The sequence below is a fragment of the Duganella sp. CF517 genome (assembly GCF_900110275.1).
Lineage (GTDB): Bacteria > Pseudomonadota > Gammaproteobacteria > Burkholderiales > Burkholderiaceae_D > Rugamonas.
Window position 1 is genome coordinate 569,101 of record NZ_FODC01000005.1, and the last position, 13,387, is coordinate 582,487.

Annotated in this window: 14 protein-coding genes; 4 read left to right on the forward strand and 10 right to left on the reverse strand. The window is 65.5% G+C overall.

Features of this window, described 5'->3' with window-relative positions; all coding sequences use genetic code 11:
* Positions 1-3 precede the first annotated feature (3 nt).
* The 3 genes from BMX85_RS21835 to BMX85_RS21845 all read right to left on the reverse strand — a co-directional run bounded on the left by BMX85_RS21835 (position 4) and on the right by BMX85_RS21845 (position 1,141).
* Positions 4-405, reverse strand: a complete 402-nt coding sequence (locus BMX85_RS21835; RefSeq protein WP_090323651.1) for a response regulator transcription factor — start codon at positions 403-405, stop codon at positions 4-6.
* A 19-nt stretch (positions 406-424) separates the two neighbouring features.
* Positions 425-847, reverse strand: a complete 423-nt coding sequence (locus BMX85_RS21840) for a response regulator (RefSeq protein ID WP_090323653.1) — start codon at positions 845-847, stop codon at positions 425-427.
* 102 nt (positions 848-949) lie between these two features.
* On the reverse strand, positions 950-1,141 hold the full coding sequence (locus BMX85_RS21845; protein WP_301547057.1) for a rubredoxin: 192 nt from the start codon (positions 1,139-1,141) through the stop codon (positions 950-952).
* Between the two features lie 57 nt (positions 1,142-1,198).
* Between BMX85_RS21845 and BMX85_RS21850 the strand changes: the two genes are divergently transcribed.
* Entirely contained in the window at positions 1,199-2,050 is an 852-nt protein-coding gene (locus tag BMX85_RS21850) for a bifunctional hydroxymethylpyrimidine kinase/phosphomethylpyrimidine kinase (protein ID WP_090323656.1), read from the forward strand.
* Positions 2,051-2,100: 50 nt separating this feature from the next.
* On the forward strand, positions 2,101-3,405 hold the full coding sequence (gene hemL, locus BMX85_RS21855) for a glutamate-1-semialdehyde 2,1-aminomutase (protein WP_090323658.1): 1,305 nt from the start codon (positions 2,101-2,103) through the stop codon (positions 3,403-3,405).
* A 29-nt stretch (positions 3,406-3,434) separates the two neighbouring features.
* On the opposite strand, the gene BMX85_RS21860 is transcribed toward hemL, so the two are convergent.
* Together BMX85_RS21860 and BMX85_RS21865 are read right to left on the reverse strand one after the other, a co-directional pair.
* A complete protein-coding gene (locus BMX85_RS21860; protein ID WP_090323661.1) occupies positions 3,435-4,718 on the reverse strand; it encodes an ABC transporter ATP-binding protein in 1,284 nt (427 codons plus the stop codon).
* A 25-nt stretch (positions 4,719-4,743) separates the two neighbouring features.
* A complete protein-coding gene (locus BMX85_RS21865) occupies positions 4,744-6,474 on the reverse strand; it encodes an ABC transporter permease (protein WP_090323663.1) in 1,731 nt (576 codons plus the stop codon).
* A gap of 300 nt (positions 6,475-6,774) precedes the next feature.
* Here BMX85_RS21865 and BMX85_RS21870 point away from each other — a divergent pair, with 300 nt between their 5' ends.
* Positions 6,775-7,521 (forward strand): GAF domain-containing protein, encoded by a 747-nt coding sequence (locus BMX85_RS21870; RefSeq protein ID WP_090323666.1) that lies wholly within the window; start codon positions 6,775-6,777, stop codon positions 7,519-7,521.
* 201 nt (positions 7,522-7,722) lie between these two features.
* Positions 7,723-9,357, forward strand: a complete 1,635-nt coding sequence (locus BMX85_RS21875; RefSeq protein ID WP_090323669.1) for a methyl-accepting chemotaxis protein — start codon at positions 7,723-7,725, stop codon at positions 9,355-9,357.
* A gap of 75 nt (positions 9,358-9,432) precedes the next feature.
* On the opposite strand, the gene corA is transcribed toward BMX85_RS21875, so the two are convergent.
* The 5 genes from corA to BMX85_RS21900 all read right to left on the reverse strand — a co-directional run bounded on the left by corA (position 9,433) and on the right by BMX85_RS21900 (position 13,321).
* Positions 9,433-10,401, reverse strand: coding sequence for a magnesium/cobalt transporter CorA (gene corA, locus BMX85_RS21880; RefSeq protein WP_090323671.1), 969 nt, complete (start codon positions 10,399-10,401; stop codon positions 9,433-9,435).
* Between the two features lie 81 nt (positions 10,402-10,482).
* Positions 10,483-10,878 carry a hypothetical protein gene (locus BMX85_RS21885; protein ID WP_090323674.1) on the reverse strand — a complete coding sequence of 132 codons (396 nt, stop codon included), beginning with the start codon at positions 10,876-10,878 and terminating at the stop codon, positions 10,483-10,485.
* 27 nt (positions 10,879-10,905) lie between these two features.
* Positions 10,906-11,616: a monofunctional biosynthetic peptidoglycan transglycosylase gene (gene mtgA / locus BMX85_RS21890; protein WP_090323676.1), complete on the reverse strand. Its 711-nt coding sequence runs from the start codon at positions 11,614-11,616 to the stop codon at positions 10,906-10,908.
* Positions 11,613-12,431, reverse strand: a complete 819-nt coding sequence (gene aroE / locus BMX85_RS21895) for a shikimate dehydrogenase (protein ID WP_090323678.1) — start codon at positions 12,429-12,431, stop codon at positions 11,613-11,615. The genes mtgA and aroE overlap by 4 nt, the downstream gene beginning before the upstream one ends.
* A 2-nt stretch (positions 12,432-12,433) precedes the next feature.
* Positions 12,434-13,321 carry a TonB family protein gene (locus BMX85_RS21900; protein WP_090323680.1) on the reverse strand — a complete coding sequence of 296 codons (888 nt, stop codon included), beginning with the start codon at positions 13,319-13,321 and terminating at the stop codon, positions 12,434-12,436.
* Positions 13,322-13,387: the final 66 nt, after the last annotated feature.

The following is a 13,387-nucleotide window of genomic DNA, read 5'->3' on the forward strand; positions in this document are numbered from 1 at the left end:
CGCTTAGTCTTGGCCGGCCGGGCCGGCATTGCCCGCCTGGACGTCGAGCGCGGCGATTTTGGCCAGCAGGTCGGCCGCGTCGACCGGCTTGACCAGGTAGTCGCGCGCACCCTGGCGCATGCCCCAGATACGGTCGGTCTCCTGGTTTTTGCTGGAGCAGATTATCACCGGCACATCCTGCAGCGCCGGGTCGCGGGCGATCGAACGGGTGACCTGGAAGCCGTTCGCTCCGGGCATGACGACGTCCATCAGGATCAGCTGCGGCTTGTCGGCCTTGATCTTGACCAGCGCCTCCTCGCCGTTTTCGGCCACGGACACCGAAAAGCCGTTGCGCACCAGGATATCGGTCAGGTAGTAACGTTCGGTGGGCGAATCGTCGACGATCAAAATGCGGTGTATGGCCATAATTGCCTCTGTGGCTTTCTTATTCTGGTGACGGGACGGACGCGCCGCCGGTGTGCTCGCGCACGGCGGCCAGCAGGCTGTCCTTGGTAAAAGGTTTGGTCAGATAGGCGGCCGAACCGACCATCGCGCCGCGCGCGCGGTCGAACAGACCGTCCTTGGACGATAGCATCAGCACCGGCGTGGCATGGAATTTCGCGCTTTTTTTAATCAGGGCGCAGGTCTGGTAGCCGTCCAGGCGCGGCATCAGGATGTCGCAAAACACCAGCGCCGGGTGGTGGTCGTTGATCTTGGCCAGGGCGTCGAAGCCGTCTTCGGCCAGCACCACCCGATAGCCGGCCTGGCTCAGGAAGATCTCGGCCGACCGGCGTATCGTGCTGCTATCGTCGATCACCATGATTTTCAGGGCCGAATCGGTCACATTGGCTTGCGGCGTGGTCGTCATAATCGAATCGCTTGATTGATGCTACACGATAGCATAGGCGGAGCGGCCGGCGCGCCTTGCTGGCGCCGGGCGGCCGGATACAACCGCCCGCGCCGGCTTGTGTCAGATGGCGACCATCTCGAAATCGTCCTTGCGCGCGCCGCATTCCGGGCAGCTCCAGTTCATCGGCACGTCGGCCCAGCGGGTGCCGGGGGCGATGCCTTCGTCCGGGAGTCCGGCCTGCTCGTCGTAGATCCAGCCACAGATCAGGCACATCCAGGTCTGGAACTCCTGCGTTGTTTCATTGCTACTCACGTTCTGCCACCCTTCAATCAAGTAAAATGCTGAATTAGGTATCTTAATCTACCAGCCGTGCAAAACCAAACTTCTCCTCTCATATTAAGCTTCGGCGCTGCCGATCCGGCTGGCGCGATGGGCGTCCAGGCCGACCTGGCGGCTTTTTCGGCCCTCTCCTGCACCGGACTGGCGGTCACCACCGCGTTGCTGATCGGCGACAGCGCGCGCGTCGAGGACGTGCAGGAAATCGATCCGGACTGGGTTTCCGACCAGGCCCGCGTGGTCCTGGAGGACATGACCATGGCCGCCTTCAAGGTCGGGGCGCTGACCAACATCGAGCAGGTGGCGGCGATCGCCGAGATCCTGTCGGACTATCCGGACGCGCCGCTGATCCTCGATCCGTTCAGTTCCCGCCTGCCCGACCTGCCCGACGACGACGCCGAGGAACTGCTCACCGCCGTGCGCCAGCTGCTGGTGCCGCAGGCGACCCTGCTGATGCTGTCGCTGGTGGAACTGGGCCGGCTGGCTGAGACCTGGCGCGAAGGCGCCGAGGACACGCTCGAATCGGACGTCGAGCATTTGCTGGCGTTGGGCTGCGAATTCGTGCTCGTCACCGGCACCGCCGCCGGCACGCCGCAGGGCGATCCGAGCTCGCCCAACATCCTGGCCAACACGCTGTTCGGCGCCGATGGCATGGTCAGCCACGACGCCTGGCAGCACCTTCCGGGGCCCTTCCTCGGCGCCGGCGGCACCTTGTCGGCGGCGATCACCGCCTTCATGGCGCGCGGCGCCGACGTGCCCGAAGCGGTGGCGGCGGCGCAGGAATACACCGTCGGCGCGCTGGCGCACGCGCAGCGCTACGGCATGGGCAAGTTCGTGCCCAACCGCTTTTTCCATTTGCTGACCACGGCCGCCGACATGCAGTAATCCGGCCACCCTCGCGCGCCGTCCACACACCTGACACTGAAGATGCCAACATGACCACGATCTCGAACAACACCTCGAACAACGATACCCTGTTTGCCCGCGCCCAGAAAACCACGCCGGGCGGCGTCAACTCGCCGGTGCGCGCCTTCCGTTCCGTCGGCGGCACGCCGCGCTTCATCACCCGCGCCGAAGGCCCGTACTTCTGGGACGCCGACGACAAGCGCTATATCGACTACATCGGCTCGTGGGGCCCGGCCATCGTCGGCCACGCCCATCCGGCGGTGGTCAAGGCGGTGCAGGAGGCGGCCGCGCGCGGCCTGTCGTTCGGCGCGCCGACCGAGGGCGAAGTGCTGATGGCCGAGGAGATCTGCCGCCTGGTGCCGTCGATCGAGCAGGTGCGGCTGGTCTCGTCGGGCACCGAGGCGACCATGAGCGCGCTGCGCCTGGCGCGCGGCGCCACGGGGCGCGACAAGATCGTCAAGTTCGAGGGCTGCTACCACGGCCACGCCGATTCGCTGCTGGTGAAGGCGGGCAGCGGCCTGCTCACCTTCGGCAATCCGACGTCGGCCGGCGTGCCGGAGGACTTCGTCAAGCACACGCTGGTGCTGGACTATAACGACGTCGAACAGCTGGAGGGGGCGTTCGCCTCGTTCGGCGACGACATCGCCTGCGTCATCGTCGAACCGGTGGCCGGCAATATGAATCTGATCAAGGCCAGCGAGGCCTTCCTGCGGACCATGCGCGCGCTGTGCACCAAGCACGGCTCGGTGCTGATCTTCGACGAAGTGATGTGCGGCTTCCGCGTGGCGCTGGGCGGCGCGCAAGAACTGTACGGCATCAAGCCCGATCTGACGGCGCTGGGCAAGGTGATCGGCGGCGGCCTGCCGGTGGCGGCCTTCGGCGGCAGCGCCGAGTTGATGGGCAACATGGCGCCGCTGGGCGCCGTCTACCAGGCCGGCACCTTGTCGGGCAATCCGGTGGCGGTGGCGGCCGGGATGACGACCTTGCGGATCATCCAGGAGCCGGGGTTCTACGAAAAATTGAGCGCCACGGCGGCGCGCCTGGCGGCGGGATTGACGGCGGCGGCCAAGGCGGCCGGCGTGGTGTTCTGCGCCGATTCGGTGGGCGGGATGTTCGGTTTGTATTTCAGCGAGACGCCGCCGAACAACTACGCCGAGATGATGGCCGGCGACCGCGCGCGCTTCAACACCTTCTTCCACGCGATGCTGGACGAGGGCGTGTATTTCGCGCCGGCCGCGTTCGAGGCGGGGTTCGTCTCGGCGCAGCACAGCGACGCAGTGATCGACGAGACCATCGCGGCGGCGGGCCGGGTGTTCAAGAAGCTCGCGGGCTGATTCGCGGTCTTAACCCCGGACCAAGGGCGTCATGTTTCGATGACGCCCGTATTGAAGTTGTACTCGAACAGATCGCCGTAGCGCCCCCACTCGATCGCCACGCGCAACGCGCGCTCGGCCTCCTCGTCGCTGAGGGTGAAGCGCAGCAGCTTGAGGAACAACTCCTCCGGCAAATCCCCCGACTTGTCCTGCTTGAGCCCATGGCAGATGTACGCCACCAGCGGCACATGCTCCAACAACTGCGCCCCGAACATCGCCTGCCGCTCGGCGTTGGCGGCCACCGCGTAGCGCCCGCCCAGCTCCGTCAACAGGATATCGCCGTTGGTCAGATAAGCGAACCCCAATAAAATCAAGGCGTTGAGCACCTCCAGCAGCTCGGCGTCGGTCAATTCGGTCTCCTCGGCCAGCTGCGGCAAATCGGCCCGCCCCGAGAACGGCTCCTCGGCCAGCAGCTCCAGTATCCCCTCCATGTGCGCGATGTTGGCCTGCGGCAGACGGTCGCCCAGTTGCAGCTTGACCTCCTTCTCGCTGATCAAGCCGCGCCGCCCCGCCCCCGCCGTCATCAACTCGTACACCTGGTCGATCAGGTGGCGCACCTCCGCCCCCTCGGCCTTGCGCGGCTGCGGCAGCGATATCGGCAGCTCGGCGCGCACCCGCCCCGGATCGCTGGCGAAAATCAGCACGCGGTCGGCCATCATCACCGCCTCCTCGATGTTGTGCGAGACGACCAGGATCGCCTTGGTCGGAATCCGCCCCGACTGCCACAGCTCCAGGATCTCCTCGCGCAGGCGCTCGCCGGTCAGCACGTCCAGCGCCGAAAACGCCTCGTCCATCAGCAGCACCTCCGGCTCCATCACCAGCGCGCGGGCGATGCCGACCCGCTGGCGCATGCCGCCGGACAGCTCGCGCGGCAGCGCGCCCTCGAAGCCCGACAGGCCGATCAAATCGATCACCTTCCCGGCGCGCTGCGCGCGCTCGGCCGCCGGCATGCCCTGCGCCTCCAGCCCCAGCTCGACATTCTTCTGCACCGTCAGCCACGGGAACAGCGCGAACGACTGGAACACCATGCGGATGCCCCGCGCCGTGCCGTACAGCGGCATGCCGCGATACAGCACCCGGCCGTCGTCGGCGGGAATCAAGCCCGCCATGATGCGCAGCATGGTCGATTTGCCGGAGCCGGACTGCCCCAGCAGCGCGACGATCTCGCCCTCGTGCAGCGTGAAGTCGACGCCCTGCAGCACCGCGCGCGCGGAGCCGTCGGCGGCGCGGAAGTGTTTGCCGACCGATTTCAATTCGACGATAGGTGTGCTCATGATGGACCCAATACAAAAAATGCGGCTAGAAATGCAGCCGGCTTTCGGCCAGCGTGTACAGGCGGCGCCAGACGAAGTGGTTGAAGCCCATGACGAAGATGCACATCACCCCGATGCCCAGCGCGATGCGCGGAAAATCGCCGCTGGCGGTCATCTCGGCGATGTAGCTGCCCAGCCCATGCGCCTTGACGGTGGTGCTGCCCCAGCTGACGTATTCGGCCACGATGCTGGCGTTCCACGAACCGCCCGACGCCGTGATGGCGCCGGTGACGAAGCTGGGGAAGATCGCCGGCAGCAGATAGCGCCGCCATTTGAGCCAGCCGGCCAGGCCGAAATTCTGCGCCGCGTGACGCAGCTCGGTCGGTATCGTCGAGGCGCCGGCGATCACGTTGAATAGCAGGTACCACTGGGTGCCGAGGATCATCAGCGGCGACAGCCAGATGTCCGGGTTCAGATGGAAGCGCATGATCAGGATCACCGCCACCGGGAACACCAGGTTGGCCGGGAACGCGGCCAGGAACTGCGCCACCGCCTGCGTGCGCGAGGCCCAGCGCGGGTTCATGCCGATCCAGACGCCGACCGGCACCCAGATCAGCGCCGCCAGCGCCAGCAGCAGCACCACGCGCAGCAAGGTGTAAAGCCCCAGCACGAACACATGTCCGACCTCGCTCCAGCCGACCTCCGTGCTGATGAAATGACCCAGGGTCCACAAGGCGTAGAACACGACGGCGGCGATCACCGCGTCCCACACCCGCTGCGCGCCGCGCGCCCGCGTGTGGCGGCGCGCGCGGATCGAGGTGCCGTCGTGTCCGAGGCGGAACAGCGCGATGGAGCGCGACAGCAGGTCGCCGCACCACGCCACCAGCGCCTGCGTGCGCTCGGTGCGGCGCAGCCACGTGAGCAGCCACGATTGCTGGGCCGTGTCGCCGCCGGTTTCCTCGAAGCGGAACTTGTCGGCCCACGCCAGCAACGGCCGGAAGAACAGCTGGTCGTACATCAGCACCGCGATCAGCATGGCGAACACCGCCCAGCCCATCGCGCCAAGGTCGCTGCGCTCGATCGCCAGCGCGATGTACGAGCCGATGCCGGGCAGCTTGATGTTCTGGTTGGACACCGAGATCGCCTCCGACGCCACCACGAAGAACCAGCCGCCGGACATCGACATCATCATGTTCCACAACAGGCCGGGCATGGCGAACGGCAGCTCCAGGCGCCAGAAGCGCTGCCAGCCCGACAGCTGGAACACGCTGGCCGCCTCCGACAATTCGGCCGGCACGTTGCGGAAGCCCTGGTAGGCGGAGAACGCCATGTTCCACGCCTGCGACGTGAAGATGGCGAAGATCGCCGCGCATTCGACGCCCAGCAGGTTGCCGGGGAACAGCGCGATAAAAGCCGTCACCGTGATCGACAGGAAGCCGAGGATGGGGATCGACTGCAGGATGTCGAGCAGCGGCACCAGCACCTTTTCGGCCAGCTTGTATTTGGTGGTCAGCGCGGCGAACACGCAGGCGAACACCACCGACGCGCCCAGCGCGATGAACATGCGCAAGGTGGTGCGCAGCAGGTAGTACGGCAGGTTGACCGGGTCCAGCGACAGCGGCAGCGCCTGGCCCAGCTCGTACGGCCGCGCCATCTGCTGGCCGCCGTAGGCCAGCAGCACGAACACCGCCAGCACGACGGGCAGCAGCGCCCAATCCCAGCGGTTGCCGCCGGCCTCGACCACCTGGCGGGGGAAAAATTGGCGTTTCTTGTTCATGACTTATGGCCGGAAAGTGAGACTGGCGGCCATTCTAAAGGAAACGGATGTCACCTTTATTACGGTTGTGAAAGTTGAACAACGGTGAACGCGCTATCGCAGAACACGGAAATTTCACAAATGACGAATTTGACGGCCGGCGGGCCGCCCACCGCCGGCGCCCGCGTACATCGTCATAAATCGCCACCATTTCGTTGCCAATAACCAACTAAGCAATCATTTTCGTCATTTTCCTATATTTCCGTATGGAAATTAAGTACAATCCCTGCATTGACCGACGCCCCCACCGAAAGCCGAACGATGCCCCATAGCAAAGACTCAGTCCTGACCACGCGCGCCACCGCCGAATTGCTGGGCGTGGCCGTCAGTACGGCCCAGCTGTGGATCGAGAACGGCGCGATCCCGTCGTGGAAGACGCCGGGCGGCCACCGCCGCGTGCGCCTGAGCGCGGTGCGGCGCCTGATGGAGCAGCGCAACGGCGATGGCGCGCCGGCCGGCGCCGCCAAGCCCAACGAGCGCGCCGCCAGCGGCGTCGAATTCCTGCCGGCCGCCGCGCCGCCGTACCCGGTCGCGCACGACGAAGCCGAGCGCCTGCTGGCGCTCGACGCGGCGCGGCTGGTCGACACGCCGGCCGAGTCGGTATTCGACCGCCTGACGTGGCTGGCGAGCCAGGTCACCGATTCGCCGATGGCACTGATCAGTTTATTGACGTCGCGCCGCCAGTGGTTCAAGTCGCGCGTCGGCATCGACGCCAGCGAAACGCCGCGCGACTGGGCGTTCTGCAGCCATGCGATCCTGCAAAAAGGCCTGTTCGTGGTGGAGGACGCGACCCGCGATCCCCGCTTCCACGACAACCCGCTGGTCACCGGCGAACCCCATATTCGTTTTTACGCCGCGTTTCCGCTGCTCGACGGCGGCAACCATCCGCTGGGCACGCTGTGCATCCTGGACCGGGAACCGCGCAAGCTCAGGGACCGCGAAGTGCGCTCGCTGCGCGAACTGGCGGCGTTGGCATCGGAAGAAATTCAGCGCCGCGCTCCGCGCTAAGGATCGCACGAGGCGCGCCGCCCCGCCCCCGCCGGCGCGCCCAGCACTTTGGTAGCAACCAGATAAACAGCAGCAAATCCGTCGGCCCCGCCCAGCTCCCGCGACCGCCACCAAACCACTTATCGCCGCCTTGCGGTTTCGTTTCCCTAGCCAGCGTTGCGCCGGATGTTGTGGAGACCTCTATATGTTCGGGAAAATACAATGAACGCACTGAAAAAACTCAAAATCGGTACCCAGCTCAGGTTGGGATTCGGCATGCTGACCGCCTTCATGCTGATCCTGGCCGCCGTCGCCATCGTCGGCGTGTCGTCGATCGCGGCCGCCTTCAAGCAGCAGGACCGTATCAATGAACAGCACCTCGAACCGCTGTACGCGGCGCGCGAGGCGCTGGCGCAGACCGGCCTGGCCGCGCGCAACGCCTTCATTTTCAACGACGACGCCCAAGCCGCCAGGGAACTGGCGATCGTCGACGAACAAAAGGCGCTGTATCTGGCCGCCGTCGAGAAAATGACGCCGGCCTACGGCGGTAACGCCCAGTTCGGCAAGGTCAAGTCCGGCCTGCTGGCGATGGCCGAGGCGCTGAAGCAGCCGCGCAAACTGCGCGAGGCCCAGCAGATGGAGGCGTTCGGCAAATTCCTGGTCACCGAATGCAGCCCGCTGCGCCGCCAGATCGTCACCGACATCGCGGTGCTGGTGAAGGCCACGCAACAGGAGGCCGCCGCCGCCGCCGAGCTGTCCGAAAGCCGCGCGGCAACCGTGCGGAGCTGGGCCATCACGCTCACCATCGTCGCCTTCGTGCTGAGCGTGCTGATCGCCCGCCAGATCAGGCGCTTGCTGCTCAAGCAGCTGGGCGGCGAGCCGGCCTACGCGGCCGAGATCGCCAACCAGATCGCCGAGGGCGACCTGGCCGTCATCGTCGACCTCAAGGACGGCGACCACCACAGCCTGCTGCACGCGATCAAGACCATGCGTGACAGCCTGGCATCCATCGTCGGCCAGGTGCGCCAGGGGACGGACGCGATCGCCAGCGCCTCGGCCGAGATCGCCCACGGCAACGAGGACCTGTCGTCGCGCACCGCCACGCAAGCGTCGTCGCTGGAGAAGGTCGCCACCGCGATGGAAGAGCTGACCTCGACCGTCAAACAGAACGCCAGCAACGCCCAGCAAGCCAACACCCTCGCGCAGACCGCCTCGTCGGTGTCGGAGGATGGCGGCGCAGTGATGCAGCAAGTGACCGACACCATGGCCTCGATCAACGAATCGTCGAAGAAGATCGTCGACATTATTTCGGTCATCGACGGCATCGCCTTCCAGACCAACATCCTGGCGTTGAACGCCGCCGTCGAAGCGGCCCGTGCCGGCGAACAGGGCCGCGGCTTCGCCGTGGTGGCCACCGAGGTGCGCAACCTGGCCCAGCGCTCGGCCTCCGCCGCCAAGGAAATCAAGGCGCTGATCGACGACTCCGTCACCAAGGTCGGCACCGGGTCGGAACTGGTGCTCAAGGCCGGCACGACGATGCACGCGGTGGTCGACAGCGTCAAGCGCGTGACCGAGATCATGGGCGAGATCAGCACCGCCAGCGCCGAGCAGAGCCAGGGCATCGGCGAAGTGGGCAGCGCCATCGGCGAGATGGACGGCATGACGCAACAAAACATGGCGCTGGTGGAGGAAGCATCGGCGGCGGCCCAGCAACTGCAGGAGCAGTCGGCCGGCCTGGCCGGCCTGGTCGGCCAGTTCAAGCTGGACGGCGATCGCAGTCACATTGCCGCGGCCCAGCCGCACATCAAGGCTGGCAGGGCGAGCGCCCGTCCAAGCCTGCGCCTGGCGCGCGGCTAGCCCGGGGTCAAGTCTGACATTCGGACACGAAGTGAGCGGTAGCGCCGTCAACGTGACGGCGCGCGCCGGGACAAATTACTTCAGCCAGCCGCGCCGGCGGAAGTACCAGAACGGCGCGATGGCGCTGGTGACCATCAGTATCAGCGCGAACGGATAGCCGAACGCCCAATCCAATTCCGGGAACCAGCGCTTGAAGTTCATGCCGTAGATCGAGGCGATCAGGGTGGGCGGCAGGAAGGCCACGCTGGCCACCGAGAAGATCTTGATGATCTTGTTCTGGTTAATATTGATGAAGCCGACGGTGGCGTCCATCAGGAAGTTGATCTTGTCGAACAGGAAGGACGTGTGGCCGTCCAGCGATTCGATGTCGCGCAGAATCTGGCGCGCCTCTTCGAACTGCTCGGAATTGAGCAAGCGTCCGCGCATCAAGAAGCTGACGGCGCGCCGCGTATCCATCATGTTGCGGCGGATGCGGCCGTTCAAGTCTTCCTCGTGGGCGATGGAGTTCAGCGCGGCGGCCGCGTCCTGGTCGGTGAACTGTTCCTGCAGCACGCGGCCACTGACCTCTTCCAGATTCTGATAAATGCCCTCGAGCGCGTCGGCCGAATATTCGGCGTCGGTGGCGTACAGGTCGAGCAGCACGTCCATGTAGTCGGCGATCGAACCGGGCCGCGAGCGGGCGCGCATGCGCACCAGGCGGAACACCGGCAAGTCGTCGGTGTGGACCGAGAACAGCATCTTGCGCGCCAGGATGAAGGCGACCGTGACGATGCGCGACGGGCCGTCCTCCTCTTCCAGCAGGAAGTCGGTGCGCAAGTGCAAGTCGCCGTTTTCCGCTTCGTAATAACGGGCCGACGCTTCGATGTCCTTGACTTCGTCCTCGCCCGGCAAGGTCACGCCGTAGATGGCCTTGACCCATGCGCGTTCGTCGTCCGTCGGGTCGGTCAGGTCGACCCAGACCGGCTCAACCTGTTCCAGGTCCGAGCGGCTGTCGATGGGCACCTGGTTGAGTCGGCCATTCTGGAGAACGAAAACATTGATCATGGGTACGCGAGCCTTCTGGAAACAGCGCAAGTGTACCCGCAAAGCCCCTGCCGAGGCCAGCCTGCCACACGGTTTTTCGCCCTATCGGGTCGCTTTTTCAATCATTTTATCGGTTGCCGACCGCGGGCCGGACTCGGCCGGGTCGGGCTTGGGCGGTTTCGGCGCCTCGATGCCGCGCGTGTCGAGGGATTTGACCACTTTGCCATCCTTGCAGTCGACATCGGACAGCACGGTTTTGCCGTCGATCACGCATTTGCGCAGCACGCCGGCCGGCGCCGGCGGCGCGACGACGGCGTGACCGTTGGCGTTGGCCGCGCCCGGCGCCGCCGGCGGCTTGCCGGTCAGCCGGGCCAGCCCTTCGGTGAAAAAATTACGCTCGTGCCGCGCCGACATCAACAACGCCATCGCCACCGCCGCCAGCGAGGCCATGACGATCGCCACCTGGATGAGTCCGAAACCGTGTTGCCGTTTTTGCATACCGATATCTCCGCGCGGGTTCAACCGCTATGGTAACTCCGCCGATCCCATGCGGCGCAGGATGACGCCGGTGCGCCGCGCCAGATAGCCGGAGTCGCGGTGCGTGTCGTAGAAGCGCGGATTGGGCAGCATCACGGCCAGCTTGGCCGCTTGCGAGGCGCCCAGGTTGGCCGCGCTGACGCGGTAATAATGCTGCGCCGCCGCCTCGGCGCCGAAGATGCCCCTGCCGAACTCCACCACGTTCAGGTAGATCTCGAAGATGCGCTCTTTTTCCATCAGCGTTTCCAGCATATAGGTGATGATCAGCTCCTGGCCCTTGCGCAGGTAGCTGCGCGAGCCGGACAGGAACAGGTTCTTGGCCAGCTGCTGCGTGATGGTCGAACCGCCCGCCACCACCTTGCTCTTCTTGGTGTTCTTCTCGTAGGCCTTTTGCAGCGCCTCCCAGTCCACGCCCTGGTGCTCGGAGAAATTGGCGTCCTCCGAGGCGATGATGGCGCGTTTAAGATTCTTCGAGATGCGGTTGTACGGCACCCAGACCTGCTTGATTTCGGCCTTGGGATTTTTCTCGCGCAGCGCCGACTCCTGCTGGCGCATGAAGCTGGTGCGCGACGGATTGTGGTCGATCCACCACCAGATCTGCAGGAAGAAATACAGCTGCACCGCCGCGAACAACAGCACCGGCAGGATGAAGATCCACTTCACCCAGGCGAACTTGCGGCCACCCTTGGCGGCGCTCATAGCTGCTCGCGCAGGCGTTGCAGCACGTCGCCGGTGGCCGGATGCACGCCGCGCCAGACGCTGAACGCCTCGGCGGCCTGCTCCACCAGCATGCCCAGGCCGTCGCGCAGCCGTGCGCCGTGTTGGGCGGCGAACTGCAAAAATACGGTGGGGGACTTCGCATACATCATGTCGAAAGCTAGCGCGCCCGGCGCGAACACCGAAGGCGACACCGGCGGCACCTCGGCGCCCAGGCTGGCGGCGGTGGCGTTGATGACGATGTCGAATCCGCCGTCGATGTCGGCGAAACCGCAGCCCGACACCACGCCCTCGCCGCCCAGCGCGGCGAACTGTTCGGCCAGCGCGAGGGCGGTGGCCACGGTGCGGTTGGCGATGACCAGCTGCGCCGGACGATGCTCCAGGATCGGCAGCACGACGCCGCGCGCCGCCCCGCCCGCGCCCAGCAGCAGCACGCGCTTGCCGGTGATCGCCACGCCGGCGTTGCCGACGATGTCCGCCACCAGGCCGGCGCCGTCGGTGTTGTCGCCGATGATGCCATCCTCGGTGAAGTGCAAGGTATTGACGGCGCCGGCCGCCTGCGCGCGTATCGTCAGCGCGTTGGCGACCTTGACCGCTTCGAGCTTGAACGGCACGGTGACGTTGGCGCCTTTGCCGCCTTCGGCGATGAAGGCGTGCACGGCGGCGGCGAAGCCGTCCAGCGGCGCCAGCCGTTTTTCGTAGTGCAGCGCTTGACCGGTCTGGGCCGCGTAGGCCGCATGTATCTCGGGCGATTTGCTATGGGCAATCGGGTTGCCGAACACGCAATAGCGATCCATCGTCATCGTCCTCCGCCGCTCATGTCGGCTTGTAGTTTGTCATCGCGGGTAAATTTGAACGTCGTGACGATCACCCACAGATCGTCCTTGTCGGCCGACAGCATGTTCGGCGGGAATTTGCCGAACGGCGCCGCGCGGCGCACGATATTCATGGCGGCGTCGTCCAGCGCGGCGTTGCCGGAGCTGCGGTCGACCTTGATGCCGCCCTCCTTTTCGTAAATCGTGCCGTCCTGGAAAACCGGGATCGACAGCACCAGCTGGCCGTACAGCTTGCGCCCGTTTTTCTGCGGGAAGTTCAGCGTACCGATATCTTCGATCCGCTTTTGCAGCGATTTGTAGTACATCGCGTAGCCAACCCCGCGCGTGCTCGGCGTGATGAAGGTTTTCTTCGGCCGCTTGTTCTGGTCTTCGATGGTTTCGCTGATCTCGGCGGCGCGGCGGGCGATGGCCTTGCTCGAGTCGAGCAGGTCGGCGCCGCTCGGCAACGGATCGGGCGCGGCTTTCTCGGTCACCGGCGGCGCGTTGAACGGATCGGGCTTGGCCACGCGCGTCAGCAGGTTGCGCTGGCGTTCCTCGAGCTCGGCGATGCGGCGCTTGGAGGCCTTGATGCTTTCGCCGTCTTCGGTCTTGCGCATGTCCGGCAGCGGCGACTTGGAGCGGCCCTTGTCGACGTTGCCGCCGCCGTCCAGGTTGGCCTGGGCCAGTGCTTCGGCTTTCAGCGGTGCTTTGCTGTGCTTGGCGTTGACGAGGATGACTTCCAGGCCGGGATCGGTGGGCTTGACCGGCGCCGGCGTCGGGGCGACAAAGCGCACCGCCAGCATGGCGGCGTGCGCGGCCACCGAGATGCCGATGGCGATGTACAGGAAGCGGTTTTCTTTGAAGGATTTCACGCGGCGGGCTTCAGTTTCGTCGGTTCAAGGCGATGCGCCAAGGCGGTAGCTGATTTTAACCGATTT